The 14,588-nt window shown below is 62.8% G+C and carries 13 protein-coding genes; 7 read left to right on the plus strand and 6 right to left on the minus strand.

All coding sequences use genetic code 11. From position 1 onward, the window contains the following. The first annotated feature begins 93 nt into the window (after window positions 1–93). The 3 genes from CGL56_RS10765 to smpB all read left to right on the plus strand — a co-directional run bounded on the left by CGL56_RS10765 (window position 94) and on the right by smpB (window position 2,444). Window positions 94–561 (plus strand): helix-turn-helix domain-containing protein, encoded by a 468-nt coding sequence (locus tag CGL56_RS10765; protein ID WP_099106567.1) that lies wholly within the window; start codon window positions 94–96, stop codon window positions 559–561. A 12-nt stretch (window positions 562–573) separates the two neighbouring features. Continuing rightward, window positions 574–1,908 carry a hypothetical protein gene (locus CGL56_RS10770; RefSeq protein WP_143470686.1) on the plus strand — a complete coding sequence of 445 codons (1,335 nt, stop codon included), beginning with the start codon at window positions 574–576 and terminating at the stop codon, window positions 1,906–1,908. Between the two features lie 71 nt (window positions 1,909–1,979). Beyond that, the gene (gene smpB / locus CGL56_RS10775) at window positions 1,980–2,444 is read left to right on the plus strand and encodes an SsrA-binding protein SmpB (protein ID WP_099106569.1); all 465 of its coding nucleotides are present in this window, start codon (window positions 1,980–1,982) and stop codon (window positions 2,442–2,444) included. Here the strand turns inward: smpB and CGL56_RS10780 are convergent. Continuing rightward, window positions 2,439–3,410 carry a lytic transglycosylase domain-containing protein gene (locus CGL56_RS10780; protein WP_167641692.1) on the minus strand — a complete coding sequence of 324 codons (972 nt, stop codon included), beginning with the start codon at window positions 3,408–3,410 and terminating at the stop codon, window positions 2,439–2,441. The genes smpB and CGL56_RS10780 overlap by 6 nt on opposite strands. Before the next feature lie 587 nt (window positions 3,411–3,997). Between CGL56_RS10780 and CGL56_RS10785 the strand changes: the two genes are divergently transcribed. From CGL56_RS10785 to CGL56_RS10795, 3 genes are read left to right on the plus strand one after another with little or no spacing between them, the layout of a single operon-like run. Continuing rightward, the gene (locus tag CGL56_RS10785; protein WP_099106571.1) at window positions 3,998–5,002 is read left to right on the plus strand and encodes a Gfo/Idh/MocA family protein; all 1,005 of its coding nucleotides are present in this window, start codon (window positions 3,998–4,000) and stop codon (window positions 5,000–5,002) included. Window positions 5,003–5,010: 8 nt separating this feature from the next. Continuing rightward, complete coding sequence (locus CGL56_RS10790) at window positions 5,011–5,865, plus strand: hypothetical protein (RefSeq protein WP_099106572.1); 855 nt, start codon at window positions 5,011–5,013, stop codon at window positions 5,863–5,865. After that, complete coding sequence (locus CGL56_RS10795; RefSeq protein ID WP_099106573.1) at window positions 5,862–7,292, plus strand: sugar transferase; 1,431 nt, start codon at window positions 5,862–5,864, stop codon at window positions 7,290–7,292. The genes CGL56_RS10790 and CGL56_RS10795 overlap by 4 nt, the downstream gene beginning before the upstream one ends. 277 nt (window positions 7,293–7,569) lie before the next feature. Here the strand turns inward: CGL56_RS10795 and CGL56_RS10800 are convergent, their stop codons facing one another. Next, a complete protein-coding gene (locus CGL56_RS10800) occupies window positions 7,570–8,319 on the minus strand; it encodes a TrmH family RNA methyltransferase (RefSeq protein WP_099106574.1) in 750 nt (249 codons plus the stop codon). Here CGL56_RS10800 and tamL point away from each other — a divergent pair. Continuing rightward, window positions 8,288–10,810, plus strand: a complete 2,523-nt coding sequence (tamL, locus tag CGL56_RS10805) for a translocation and assembly module lipoprotein TamL (RefSeq protein WP_143470687.1) — start codon at window positions 8,288–8,290, stop codon at window positions 10,808–10,810. The two genes, CGL56_RS10800 and tamL, sit on opposite strands and share 32 nt — an antisense overlap. A 1-nt stretch (window position 10,811) precedes the next feature. Here tamL and CGL56_RS10810 read toward each other — a convergent pair whose 3' ends face one another. From CGL56_RS10810 to CGL56_RS10825, 4 genes are all read right to left on the minus strand, one after another. Continuing rightward, window positions 10,812–11,564, minus strand: coding sequence for a ribonuclease H-like domain-containing protein (locus CGL56_RS10810; RefSeq protein WP_099106576.1), 753 nt, complete (start codon window positions 11,562–11,564; stop codon window positions 10,812–10,814). Window positions 11,565–11,634: 70 nt separating this feature from the next. Further along, window positions 11,635–12,513: an OmpA/MotB family protein gene (locus CGL56_RS10815; RefSeq protein WP_099106577.1), complete on the minus strand. Its 879-nt coding sequence runs from the start codon at window positions 12,511–12,513 to the stop codon at window positions 11,635–11,637. Between the two features lie 9 nt (window positions 12,514–12,522). Then, a complete protein-coding gene (locus CGL56_RS10820; protein ID WP_099106578.1) occupies window positions 12,523–13,299 on the minus strand; it encodes a M48 family metallopeptidase in 777 nt (258 codons plus the stop codon). 3 nt (window positions 13,300–13,302) lie between these two features. Further along, window positions 13,303–14,553 carry a 3-phosphoshikimate 1-carboxyvinyltransferase gene (locus tag CGL56_RS10825; protein ID WP_099106579.1) on the minus strand — a complete coding sequence of 417 codons (1,251 nt, stop codon included), beginning with the start codon at window positions 14,551–14,553 and terminating at the stop codon, window positions 13,303–13,305. Between the last annotated feature and the right edge of the window lie 35 nt (window positions 14,554–14,588).

Here is a 14,588-nt window from a genome sequence, read left to right on the forward strand (position 1 = left end):
AAGTGTCGCATTTCATCAATACGGCATATCCGGCCGGGGCCTAACTTAAACGGGAGGAATCCCCCTCTGCACTCACGCCCCAAATCAGCCGGCATGTCCACGCTGAATTCCACCTTCATCGGTACCGCCATCGGTCTGCTGCGGCACGCCGAGCAACCCGGGACCCGTCAATTTATTCTTTCCGGGTTGAATCAGTGGCGCAATTCCCTCCCTTCGGCCCGCGATCGGCCCTTCCACCACGCCATCAGCCTCATCCACGCCCAGTCCCCCGCGGCGGATTCCGTACAGGGGCTCAGCCGGGCCGTGGGCATCAGTCGCCGGCAGCTGCAGCGAATTTTCCGCAAGCGGCTGGGGGTTTCGCCGAAGGTCTACCTGCGGTTCTACCGCTTTGAGCGCACCTTCCGGTTTTTGCAGCGCCACGGTTGGGTGCCCCTCTCCGCTGTGGCCTTCCGCTACGGCTACGCGGACGCGGCCCACCTCATCCGCGAGTTCAGGGCCTTCACCGGGGCCACACCACGGGTATTGCTCCGGGAGGAGAGCGAGGCCCTGGTTGGCCTGTAATCCACGCCCGCCATGGCACGCCGAACCGTCTTTTACCTGCTGTCCTGTCTGGGACTGTCCGCCTCCCTTATTGCCCAGCCCGTCCCCCCCAGTGTACAGACCAGGGTGGAAACACTTTCTACCCGCCAAGCTGCGGGCTTGCCCATCGGCGAAGTAGAAATCATCCTCGACTCCACCATCCATTATACGGTAACGGACGCCGGCGGGGGAAACACCATCCTGCAACCCCGGGAGCGCCTCGACTACAGCCGGCCCACTGAGGATACCCGGTGGGTGGTTACCTTGCAGTATACCGGTGGGGCATGGCTGAGGGAGCAACAGCTCCGCACCACCTTCGACGACCGGGATCGGATCATTCGTGAGCTGAAGGTACTCTGGAGCGACACCCTACACACCTGGGTCCCCGATCAACAACTATTCCGCTACCCGCGCGGGGCCTCCCCTACCGTGGTAGATTCCTTGCACCTCGAGATATACCAACCGTCGGAGGATGCGTGGCGGGCGGAAACCTCTATCTGGAACACCTTTGATACAAGCGGCCACGTTCAGCAAACCGTCTCCCGGACCTGGGTCGGCGATGAACATGTCTGGTTCACCGACTACTATGGCTACGACGAGAGGGGGGACAACCATGAAATCCACACCTACGTCCAACAGGACACGGGCCTGCTGTGGGTGAACTACACCCAACAGACCTTTGAAGACCACCGCCTCGTCACCTATACCCTGAGCCAGGTACAGGCGGCCGCCTTGCTTCCCCTGCAGAGGATACAGTACAACTATACAGCAAGCGGACAAGCCGACACCACGGTCACCTCCCGCTGGGACCCTAACAATGATTCATGGATCATGAACCACCGCGTGACCTATGAATATGGGCCGAACGATTTGCAGACGGATACCTACGAAGAATATTATATCCACCAGGTGCATCCAGACCAACCTGACATCAGTACCTGGCGGCATTACCAATACCTGGAAGGCACCCCCTTCCTGGAACGTGAAGACCTGTACCGTTTTGATTCCCTGGTGAACGGCTATCGTCGCGAGGAACATACCCGCCATTATTACCGGAATACCACCACCGGGGTAGTTAGCCGTGGGCAGCATGCCCTCCCCCTCGCTACCTGGCCGAACCCAGCCACCAGCTGGGTCGCCTTCCGGCTCCCGGAAGCGGCCCGGGTATGGGTAACCGACCCCCTGGGCCGGGTAGTATTGACCTACGCGGCCGGAGCGGGCGAAAGTCGGCTGGAACTGAATGCCCTGCCCCCGGGAGTCTACCGCCTCATGGCCTGGGCGCCCAACCGCATGTACCACGCCGTGATCTACAAACGCGACTACCCCTGAGCGGTCTGCGGCAGCTTTTCCCGGCGACCGCGGAGCAACTTTTACCTTGGTCGGCGTATTATATCCCAGCTATGGCCAAGAAGAATAAGGAAAAGGAGTTCGTCAACCGCAAGGCGAGATTTGAATACGAATTCCTCGAATCCGTGGAGGCGGGAATCAAACTGACCGGTACCGAGATCAAAAGCATCCGGGCCGGCCACGTCAACCTGCGCGACGGCTACTGCGTCTTCGAGCGCGGGGAAATGCTGCTGCGCTCCCTCTACATCGGGGAATACAAGGAAGGCAACCAGTTCAACCACGAGGAACGCCGTCCCCGCAAGCTCCTGCTGAAGAAGCAGGAACTCCGCAAATGGGAGAAGAAGGTGAAGGAAAAAGGCTTCACCATCGTTCCCTACCGCCTCTACATCAACGAGCGGGGGCTGGCCAAAGTAGAAGTCGTGCTGGTGCAGGGCAAGAAAGTCTACGACAAGCGGGATACCATCCGGCAGCGGGAAAACAAGCGGCAGATGGAACGCGTCAAGAAACAGTACCTATAGGCTGGCAACGGCCCGGTAGTTGTTGAAGAAGTTCATCAGCATCGACTCCCGCAGCTGGACGAAATTCCAGTCGGGATTCGCGTACACCAGGGCTTCGGCCCGTACGCCAAGCAGCGTGCGGTAGGGATCGTACCCCATCAGCGCGGCGGTAGCGTCGGCTACTTCGAGGTTTTCGTCGACCGGCAGTTCCACCAGGTTGGGCCGCCCCCAGAGAAATTGCTGGACGGCTTGCTTCTTGTGGGAAGGTACCCGCAGGCGGTACCCCTCCACGCTGGCGGGGATATAGGCCTGTACGAAATTGGGGTTGAGCCGGCGCAGGGTAGAAATGCGCAGGTCGCATTCGCGGGCAATTTTGGCCAGCGTCATGCGGCGGTGGACGAGCACGTAATCGGTGACCTCGTGCTCGTGGGGTACCAGACCGTGCTCTTCGTAGTAATTGACGGCGTAGGCGGCCGCGACGTAGGCGGCTACGTACCGCTGGGTTTCCCGGGGCAGGTGGCGCTCCACCTTCTTGTAGCGTGGGCTACCGGCGGCGCGGATGGCCTGGCGGACCCGACCGGCGCCGCAGTTGTAGGCGGCGAGCGCCAGGTGCCAGTCGTTGAATTCAGCGTGGAGGTTCTTGAGCATCACTACGGCGGCTTCGGTGCTGCGGTAGAGGTCGAGGCGTTCGTCGACCACCTGGTCGACCCGCAGGCCCATCTCGCGGGCCGTAGAGGGCATCAACTGCCAGAGGCCGGCGGCGCTCATGGAGGATACGGCACCGGGCACGAGCATCGATTCGGCTACGGCCAGGTACTTCAGGGTGGCGGGCATGTCGTGCTTCCGCAGGTAGTAATCGAATACCGGGAAGTACTGATTGGCCCGGCCGAGCATTTTCTCGGTACTGGGGCCGCCCACTTCAAGATAATCAGCGATTTTTCGCTTGGTAAAATCGTCGGTGGCTTCTACCTTTAGCGGCAGATTCAACCGCTGGACGCGATTCACCATTTGTGACCGCGCTCGGGTGTTGTTTAGGGGGGTGAAAAGGGAAGCGTGAGCTATGGTAGGAACCGTGACCAGCAGCATAAGCAATACCTGGCACAGCACCCTTTGGAGCTTGCTCATTAAGGAGTATTTCGTGAAAAAATGGCATCCACTACGTGCAAGTAGCGGAGCTTCAAGGAGACGGAAACCCACCTCCGCAAACACATTGCAGCGGGCCAAAACCCGTATGCTGCATTTGCAAAGCTAGGACGGTTGGTCCACGCCGGTCAAGGGCGCGCGTCCCGCTGCTTCTTTTTTAACACCTCCTTGACTTCCGCAGTTCGGCGGCCGGATTTGGTCAGCCAAATTACCTTCCGACGGATGATTGGCCGGGGCCACCCCCTACCCTACTTCTCACCTCCCTGCCCGCCCAGGCCGAATTTAATTGCATGCCCCGCTGGGGAAGATTCCGAAGAATCCCGAGCGGAAAAATAATGTTAAAGTTTTCCCATCCGGGCCATTTTAACACTTCGCCCGGCCGAATTCCGCTTTCCCCGCTGCGGAGTAGCTTTGCAGCTCAAGCCCTCAGCATGCTCAAAATCGGACTCATCGGCGTCGGCCACCTCGGCAAGATTCACCTCAAGTGCATTCGCCTGGCCCGGGAGGCCTATGATCTGGTGGGCATCTACGATTCGGACAAGGAACTGGCCAAACGGGTGGCCGACGATTACCACACCACGGCTTTCCCCAGCCTGGAAGCCCTGATCGCCGCCGTGGAGGTGGTCGACGTCGTTACCCCCACCTCCACCCACTTCGCGGTGGTGAAGGCCGCCCTGGAGGGAGACTCCCACGTTTTCGTGGAAAAGCCACTGACCGAAACCCTCGACGAGGCGCGGGAACTCATCGACCTCAGCCGCCGCAGCGGCAAGCTCGTACAGGTAGGCCACGTGGAGCGCTTCAATCCCGCCCTCCTCGCCCTGGGCGACGTGCCCGTGCAGCCCTACTTCATCGAGGCCCACCGCCTGGCCATGTTCAATCCCCGGGGTACGGACGTGAGCGTGATCCTCGACCTGATGATCCACGACCTGGACATCGTGCTAAAGCTGGCCAACGACGAGGTGGCCGAAGTACGGGCCAGCGGCGTGGCCGTACTCAGCAATACCCCCGATATCGTGAACGCCCGCCTGGAGTTCCGCAATGGCGCCGTGGCCAACCTGACGGCCTCCCGCGTCAGCCTCAAGAATATGCGCAAGGTGCGCCTTTTCCAGCGCGACGCCTACATCAGCCTGGACCTGCTGGAAAAGGAAAGCCAGGTGGTGCGCCTCTTCAATCCCGGTGCAACGGACCTGCCCGAGCAGGGGCAGCAGTTCCCGCTCGAGACGCCCCGGGGACCCCGCATCATTCACGTGGATCAGCCCGCCAGTGGACCGGTGAACGCCATCCAGATGGAACTGGAAAGCCTGGCTGCCAGCATCCGCGACAACCGACCCGCCGCCGTCAGCATCGAGGACGGCTACCGCGCCCTCGAACTCGCCCAGCGGATCGCCGAGGCGGTGGCCGAGAACCAGGCCCGGATGCCGGACCCCCTATCCTGAATTTTCCCATGTTCCGCTCCCTCCTCCTCCTGCTGCCGGTACTGTGGTTCACTTCCTGCCCCCCGGACCTGGAAGTCCCCCCCGCCCTGGTGACGGTGGAGGGCTTCGAGTTGTCGGTGGACAACGGGCAGGGGGCAGCCACCACCGACATCACCGAGGTATGGGCCTTCGCCGATGGGGAATTTCTGGGGGTGTTTCCCCTGCCTGCCCGCATCCCGGTGTTCCGCCTGGGGCAGGTCACCCTCCGCCTCGAAGCCGGGATCCGGCAGGACGGGCGCAGCGTTACGCCGGACATTTACCCCTTCTACACCCCCTTCGTCCGCACCCTGGAGCTGAGCAGCAACGCCACCGTGAACCTGGGGCGACTGCCCATCCGGTACCGGCCGGAGACGGTCTTCGGCTTCGTGGAGGGTTTCGAGGCCGGAACGCCCCGGGTATTCACCGACCGCCTGGCCGGCAACGGGGAGCTTTCCGTGCAGACCGAAGTCGTGCGCAGCGGCGCGGCCGCGGGTGCCATATCCCTGGCGGACTCCAATCGCCTGGTGGAACTCGCCACTTTCCGCACCTACGGCGGGCTGAACGAACTGCCGATCAACGTCTGGCTGGAGGTCGACTACCTGAGCGACGCCCCGGCCGTGTTCGGGGTCGTCGGCGAACAGGGCGGGCTGCCGGTGCGCGTCTTTGATCCGGGCTTCCTGCCCCGGGCGGAGTGGACCAAGATTTACTTCAACCTCAGCTCGGTGGTGGGCGCGGCCGACGTGAACGAGGTACGCATTGCCCTGTCCGCCCTGCTCGGGCCAGAGCTGGAACGGGGTACGGTGTATCTCGACAACCTGAAACTCCTGTACCTTCCTGCCCGATGACGCGCCCCCCGCAGCAAGCCCGGGACCTACAGCCCGACACCGCCAGTCGGCGGCGGCGCCACCGCTACGTCTACCTGGCCGGTGACTTCCTCGCCGCCTGGCTGGCGTGGACCGCCTTCGCCTCCGGGGGCTATGCCACCGAAGCCTTCGAAGCCGCAGGTTTGGGGCTGCTCATCGCCGTTGCCTGGCTGCTGGTGTACGCCCTCTTCGACCAGTACCGCGACATCTACCGCCTGAGCCGGTTGACGACCCTGGTCCATACCCTGGCCCTGGCGGTGGGGGGTACCCTGGTCCTGTTTTTCCTGTTGCCGGCCGACGACCCGCTTACCGTCTACCAACCACCCTACCGTGGGCTGCCGGTCTACCTCGCTTACCACTTTTTCCTTACCGCCTTCGTACGGATGTTCCTGCTCACCCTGGCCAGCCGGCGGCTGAAGGCGGGGCGGGTGGCCTTTAACACCCTCCTCATCGGCGGTGGCGAACGGGCGGTCAACCTCTATCAGGACATCGTTAGCCGGCCCAAGGGCCTCGGCTACCGCTTCATCGGCTTCGTGGACGGGCAGCGGAAGGCTTCCCCGCCGCTGGAGAAGGAATTGCCGCGGCTCGGGGGGCTCGACGACCTGGGCCGCCTGATCGAGGAGCGCCACGTGGAGGAGGTGATCATCGCTATCGATACCAGCCAGCACAGCCGGCTGCGGGAGCTGCTCGGCGTCCTCAGCGAATACGAGCGCAAGGTACTCGTCAAGATCATCCCCGACATGTACGACATCATGCTCGGCACGGTGAAGATGAACCACGTATTCGGCGCCGTACTGATCGAAATCCGCCAGAACCTGATGCCCCGCTGGCAGCGGGTGGTCAAGCGGCTGCTGGACATCACCTGCTCCCTCCTGCTGCTGGTGCTGCTGTCGCCCCTCTACCTCTACGTGGCCCTGCGCGTAAAACTCTCCTCCCCCGGCCCCGTCCTGTATACCCAGGAACGCATCGGGCAGAACGGCATCCCTTTCCGCATCATCAAGTTCCGGTCCATGTACGAGGACGCGGAAAGCACCGGGCCCCAACTGAGCCGCGACGACGACGAGCGCTGTACGCCCTGGGGGTCCACCATGCGCAAGTGGCGGCTGGATGAGTTGCCGCAATTCTGGAATGTCCTCATCGGGGAAATGTCGCTGGTGGGGCCCCGCCCGGAGCGGCAGTATTACATCGACCTGATCAGCGCCCGCGCACCCCACTACCGCCACCTGCTGAGGGTACGCCCCGGCATCACCAGCTGGGGGCAGGTCAAGTACGGATATGCCTCCAACGTGGAGGAGATGATCCATCGGTTGAAATTCGACATCCTCTACATCGAAAACCGCTCGCTGGGGCTGGACTTCAAGATCCTGTTCTACACCCTGCTGGTGCTCGTACAGGGCAAGGGCAAATAATTGCCTGTTCCCCCGCCGACAAATGAGGGTACACCCTATACGTTTCAATCCGAATACGGCGACATACGTTATCTTCGGCCCCTCAATTTGGTACGCATGGCAAACATACTTTTGTTTTAGAAGTTAAGTTCAGACCTTGCACGCCGATTCAACCGCCCTGTGGCGGTTTCAAGATCATGTAGAGCAGAAGCAACTGAGCTACATCCAGTTATTCCAGAAAGTAGACCCCGCTGCGCCCGGCTTCCCGCCGGGCGTGGCTTTTTTTTGCCCCGGCGGTTCAGCGCCGCAGGGCACTGCAGAGGATTCCGGCCGCCACGGCGGCGTTGAGGCTTTCCGCGGAGCGCCCCGGTGCCTGGGGGATCGTAAGCCAACGGTTCACGTGCACCCGCGTACCCGCCCGGATGCCCGGCCCCTCCGCCCCGATGACGAGTAGACCCGACGAAGGTGGATCAATGCGGTGGACGTTTTCTCCCGACAGGTCGGCCCCGAAAACGGTTAATCCGGGAAAAGCTTCGGTAATGGTGGACAGTTCCTCCTCGCGGTAATCCACCCGCAGGAAGGAGCCCATACTGGCCTGGATGCTCTTGGCGTTGTAGAGGTCGGCCGTGCCCGGTCCTCCGAAGACGTTGACGAAGCCGAACCAGTCGGCGATCCGCAGGATGGCCCCCAGGTTACTCGGCGACTGCAGCCCGTCCAGGTAGAGCGACCAGCCGGCGTCCAGTTCCGAGGGCAGACCGATGTTTCCGGTGGGCATATCCACTACGGCCAGCACCTGGTTGGGGGTGGAAAGCTGGCTGATGCGGCCCAGCTCCTTGGGGGTGACGCGGGTGAGGGGAACATCGAATTCCTCCTCCGCGTTATGGACCCAGCTTTCCAGGGCGTACACGTGATCGACCCGGTAGCGGTCCTGCCGGAGCAGCTCGCCGACGATGCGCCCCCCCTCGGCGGTGAATTTGTGGTAATTTTGCCTGACCTTCTTCTGACGTAGGCTGCTTATGAACTTAATGGTACCGGAGCTGATGGGCATACTGGCTGGGGGTCTGCGCCGCCTGGGTCCGGTCCTGACGGCGGCCGTGCTGCTGACGTCCTGCAATGTTACGAAATACCTCGCGGAGGACGCCGAACTGCTGGCCGCCCAGCGGGTGGAAATCCGTAAGGGCAGCAAGCTGGAAAATCGCGGGGAAGTAAACTACGAACTCTCCCTGCTGGCCCAGCAGAAGCCCAACGGTAATTTTCTTTTCCTTTTCCCCCGGGAGCACTTCTACCTGGCCAACAGCAAACCCCGGGACACCACCCGCATCGACCGCTTCCTGCGCAACACCATCGGGCAACCACCGGTACTGTACAGCGACAGCCTGGCGCGGCGGTCGGCCGAGTTGATGGAAGACTTCCTGCGCTACCGCGGCTACTTCAACGCCACGGCCTACCACGAGCCCGACCGCCGCAAGCGGCAGAAGGTGAACCTCATTTACCACGTCGACCCCGGCACCCGCTTCTACATCGACACCGTCCAATTCTCCAGCCCCGAGCCGGAGATTGACAGCATCCTGCAGGTACTGGAAGCGGACAGTCCCCTCCAGCCCGGCGCCCCCCTGAACCTCAATGTCTTCGACGAGGAAAAGGCGCGCATCGGCCGCTACCTGCGCGACGAGGGCTACGCCTACTTCTCCAACACCTACTTCGACAAACTGGAGATCGACACCACCCGTCGCGCGGGCTACGCCAACATCTACCTGACCATTCTGCCGCCCCAGCAGGAGGAGGTCTACCGCCGGTACCGCATCGGCGACATCACGGTGATCACCGACTATACCCCCGCCCTGGAAGCCGCCGGCGCGGTCTACGCCGCCGATACCACCGTGGAGGGCATCCGCTTCCTGTCCCCATCCCCCGACTTCCGGATGCGGCCCGAGCTGCTGGCCCAAAACATCTTCCTGGAAACCGACAGTGTATACAGCCGCGAGGCCTACGAAAAGACGAACCTCTCGCTGGGCGGACTGGGCATCTACCGTTTCGTGCGCATCAACCAGCTCGTCGACCCCGACGATCCCGAGGTGCTCAATTACCAGATCCAGCTCTCGCCCGACAAGCGGATGTCCGTAGGCGTGGACCTCGACCTCAACTATACGAATCGCAGTCAGCTGGTCAACGCCGACAACGACCAGAACTCGGCCTTCAACAACAACCTGATCGGGGTGAGCGTGAGCCCCAACTTCCGCAACCGCAACGTTTTCGGCGGGGCGGAACTGCTGTCGGTGGCCCTGCGGGCGGGGGTAGAAATCAATCCCGGCTCCGACAGCGCGGCCCAGTTCTTCAACACCATCGACCTGGCGGCCGAGGTTTCCCTGAACCTGCCCCGCTTCAAGGACTTTGGCTTCTACCGGCTGGCCCACCGCACGGGGCTGCTGTCGGACAACTTTTATCAGCAGCTGCGGGAACTGGCCAGCACCCGCTACAGCATGGCCTACGAGTACCTGCTGATCCGGACCTTCTACGCCTACACCACGGCCAACGCCCGCCTGGGCTACGACTTCCGGCCGTCGACCACCACCAGCTACCGCATCAACCACGCGGCGGTCGACATCCTGAATTTTACCATCGAGCCCCAGTTTGAGGAGATCCTGAAGAACAACCAGCGGCTGCGCCGCAGCATCAGCGACCAGTACTTCTTCAGCGCCCTGTTCCGCAACCTGGAGTATTCCCGGGTGGGCCGCCCCGACCGTCACGGGCGGTCGATCACCTTCAACGGTCAGTTCGAGCTGACCGGAGGGGAAGTCTTCCTGGCCCGCCAGTTCTGGTCCAACCTGAACCCCCGCAACAACTTCGCCCAGTACGCCCTGGCGGTTGCTGACCTGCGCTACTACAAGCAGTTCAGCCCCCTGCGCAGCTTCGCCACCCGCTTCCTGTTCGGCATCGGCCGCCCCCTTATCGTGGAACAGGAGCTGCCCTACGTGAAGCAGTTTTTCGCCGGGGGCGCCAACTCCATGCGCGCCTGGGCGCCGCGCGGCCTTGGCCCCGGCGGTTACGTGGACCCCCTGAGCATCGATCCCGCCGACGGCACCTTCAACAACAACCTGCGGCTGTACCAGACGGGCGACCTCCAGCTGGAACTCAACCTGGAGTACCGCTTCAACCTCTTCTCCTTCGTGCGGGGGGCATTCTTCGCGGACATCGGCAACGTATGGACCGTACAGCGGGACCCTGACCGCCCCGGCTCCCAATTCCTCTTCGAGGGACGCCTGCTGCAGGAGGAGGGTGGCGACCCCTTCTACCACAACCCTTTTTACCGCCAGCTGGCCGTGGCGGGCGGAACCGGTATCCGGATCGACCTGAGCTACTTCATCTTCCGCCTCGACCTGGCCCTGCCCCTGCGCTACAACTACCCCCAGATGGGCGACGGGGAGCCCATTTCGCCCCGGGAGCCCATCAGTTATCCGGAAAGCACCTACTGGCGCGACTTCGGTTCCTTCCGCCTGAGCGACATCACCTTCCAGCTGGGACTGGGATATCCTTTCTGACCTACCGCTCCACGAAAACGACCTGATCGTCGGCGAAGGCGGGCTTGCGCTGGTACTTCAGGAACAGTTGGGCGGTAGCCAGGACGTCCTTCTCGCAGTACACGGCGATGCGCTCGACGTCGTCTTCCTCCCAGAACACCCGGCCCACGTCGCTGCCATCGATGTCATCCTTGGGGCTGGGAAAGCCCAGTACGGCGGCCAGCAGTTTGAGGGAAACGTAGGACTTTCGGTCGCCAAATTTCCACAGCTCCATGGTGTCCACGAGGTGTTTGGTTTCCCAGGGTTTCTTGCCGGAAATGTCGAGCAGCGCGGGCATGGGCAGCTGATGAATCACGATGCGGCGGCAAATGTAGGGTACGTCGAACTCCTTGATATTATGGCCGCAGATGTAATAGCGGTTCACATCGCCGTAGTACTGGTCGATCATCTCGCTGAACTCCCGCAGCAGGGTGGCCTCGTCGCGGTTGGCGAACGACTTCAGGCGGATCTTCAGTCGCTTGTCGCGGTCGCGGTAAACGGCTCCGACGCTGATGCAAACGATCTTGCCGAACTCGGCGAAGATGCCCGCCTTGTCGGTATAGCTGGCGGCCAGTTCCTCCTCCGTCAGCTCCTCCCCGTACCGCTTCAGGGCGGAGGGCGCCTTGTACGACCAGAGGTGCTGCATATTCTCATTGAGGGCGGCATAGTCGGGGGCACCGCTCACGGTCTCGATGTCGAGGAAGAGCACTTTCGTGATGTCAATCTGGTCTACCATATGCGTCGGTTGGGGCGAGGGTCAAATTATAAATACTTCGATTAAAGCCCGCCCCCGATCACCAGAAAGTTTATTCGTTCAGGGCCGCGGTCCGCTCGAGCTCCCGCAGCAGGTTGGCCACGCTGCTCGTGAATACAAAGTCAATACGGCGGTTGCGGTAGCGCCCCTCTTCGGTGGCGTTGCTGCGGCTGGGACCGTACTCCCCCTGGCTGGCGGCGATGAGGCGGTTGGGGCTCACGTAGTAGACGGTGGCCAGTTCATCGGCCACTTTCGTGGCGCGCAGGGCGCCGTACTTCCAGTTGTCGGTGCCGCGCAGGGGGTTGGGCTGGTTGTCGGTATGCCCCACGATGCGCAGCTTGAGCAGGGGATTGTCCTGCAGCACCTGGGTGACGACCTCCAGGATGGGCTCGTGGCCGTTCTCGAGGTAGCCCACGGAGCGCGGACGGAAGAGGGCGCTTTCCTGGATACTCAGGACCAGTTCGCCGGGAAGCTCGGTGACTTCGTAGCGGTTGCTGTCCAGTTTGGTTTCCAGGGAGTCGCTGATGCGGTTGGCCGCGCGGCGCAGCCCGGCGGAGTACTCGCGAATGATGCGGCGCTGGCTGCTCACCAGGGAATCCCGCAGCCGCTGGTTGCGGTCCAGTTCGCGGCGGAGTTCGGCGACCTGCTCTCCCATCTCGCTGTTGGTGGAGTTCAAGTTGCTTTCCAGCTCCTCGATCCGGTCGTCCTGCAGGATCAGCCGGTCCTGCAGACGGTTCTGGGTTTCCAGCAGCATATCGTTGCCGCCGCGGCTGCGTTCCAGGGCCAGGGTGAGGCGGTAGATGGAGTCTGCCTGGGCCGTAGCCAGGCTGTCCAGGCGGTCGATCTGGGGCTGGTAGCGCTCGGCTGCCTTTTTGGGAGAAATACAGCCCACCAGGGCCAGGGCCATCAGGCCAATCAAGAGTAGACGCATGGGGTAAAATTAGCCTAATACTAACGGATCGAAACGCAGGCTGTTGCCGTGGTCGCGCAGCCAGGCGTCGTAGTCTTCGTATTCCGGCAGGGCCCGGGCAACTTCGGCCCAGAACCGCGGGGAATGGTCGGCCACCACCAGGTGGGCCAACTCGTGGATGATCACCGCGTCCAGCACCTCCGGGGGCGCCAGCAGGAGTCGGGTGGCCAGGTTGATGTTCCCCAGGTGGGAGCAGGAGCCCCAGCGGCTGTAGGTATCGCCGAGTTTCACGGCCCGGATGGGCCGGCCGAAATGGCGGTCGTTCAGCTCGTGCACCCGGCGGGTCACTTCCGGCAGGCAGCGGCGGCCGAAATGCTTGGCCAGCAACTTGGGAATGGCCCGCGTGGGGTTGGGCCGGGGGTCCTGGGTGCTGAGGGCCACCCGCAAACGGTCCTCGGGGGTAGTCATGATCTTGTGGGTGGCCCCGTCGTGAGACTCAACCTCGATACGGAATTCCTGGCCCCGGAAGTCGAAGGAGTACGCATTGGCCACGGGCGGGGGCACGAAGTGGGCGAAGGCTTCCGGCTTTTCGGCGGCCGTGCGCCGGGCCCAGTCGAGCATTTCGGTAATGCGCCGTTCGCGGTCGCTCCCGGACAGTCCGGCCGGCAGGCGGATGTACAGGGCGCGCTGCCGCACCGAGGCGATGGTCGATCGCCGCCCCCGTTCGGTGATGATGCGCAGCGGCACCGGGATTCCGTTCAGGTCCACGGTGCTGCGGTGCTCGCCGGTTTTACGGGTACGGGCCATGAATCAGTCTTCGCGGGCGGTCAGTCCGAGCGTAGTAAGGTCGCGGTAGAAATCGGGGTAACTCTTGTTCACCACGGCGGGGTCCTCCAGGGCTACCGGGTGGAGCAGCGCCAGGGGGGCCAGGGACATGGCCATGCGGTGGTCGTGGTAGGTAGCAAATCGGGGCGTGCCGGCCGCGAAATCCGCCCGTCCTTCCTGGGCGAAGTAGTTGATGCCGGTCTTTTCCGTCATCCGGGAGGGAATCTTGTAGAGGCTCACCCCCAGCTTGCCCAGCTCGGTCTTCATGGCCTTGACGCGGTCCGTTTCCTTGATGAAGAGGGTCTGCAGACCGGAATACAGCCCCTGCACCCCGAGTCCGGCGCAGGTGGCCATCAGCGTCTGGGCGATGTCGGGGCATTCCACGAAGTTGTGCTCAAAGAGGGCCGGCGGCTCGGTGCCGGCGGGCTTGTGCAGGTGGATGCCTTTCTCGGTGAAGGTGGTGGTGACCCCGAACTCCTCGTACAATTTGTGTACGACGGCATCCCCCTGGAGGCTGTCGGCGAAGAGCCCGTCGATGCGCAGGTCGGCCGATTCGGACAGGGCGGCCAGGCTGTAGTAATAGCTGGCGGCCGACCAGTCGGCCTCCACCGTGAAGTCCCGCGCCTGGTAGTACTGGGGGTTGACCACGATGGTCTGCCCCTCCCAGTGGTGGTGCACCCCGAAGTACTCCATCAGGGCCAGGGTCATCTTGATATAGGGCAGGCTGACGATCTCGCCCTCCAGGGTAAGCTTCAGTCCGGTGGGCAGGGTGGGCGCCAGCATCAGCAGGCTGGAAATGTACTGGCTGCTGGTATCGGCGGCGATGCTGACCCGGTCGCTGCGGTCCAGGGCACTGTAGCCGATGCGCAGCGGGGGGTAGCCCTCCTTTTCGGCGTATTCGATGTTGGCACCCAGGGTACGCAGGGCCTCCACCAGGATGCCGATGGGCCGCTCCTTCATCCGCTGGCTGCCGGTGAGCAGCTGGGTACCCCGCCGCCGGCAGAGGTAGCCGGTGAGGAAGCGGTAGGTGGTCCCCGCCGGGCCGCAGTCGAGCACATCCTCCCCGCTCACCAGCAGCTGCTGCAGCCGTACGGTATCGTCGGCGGCCGCCATCCCGTGGATGGCAAATCCCCCCGGCGTGAGCGCACGGATGAGCAGGGCGCGGTTGGCGATGGATTTGGAACCGGTAAGTCGGAGGTGACCCCTGAGGGGGCCTCCCGGGTAGCTGATGGTCATGGCGGCAAAGGTAAAAAGGATACGGTCGATTACCC

Source organism: Neolewinella marina (assembly GCF_002631205.1).
Taxonomy (GTDB): Bacteria; Bacteroidota; Bacteroidia; order Chitinophagales; family Saprospiraceae; genus Neolewinella; species Neolewinella marina.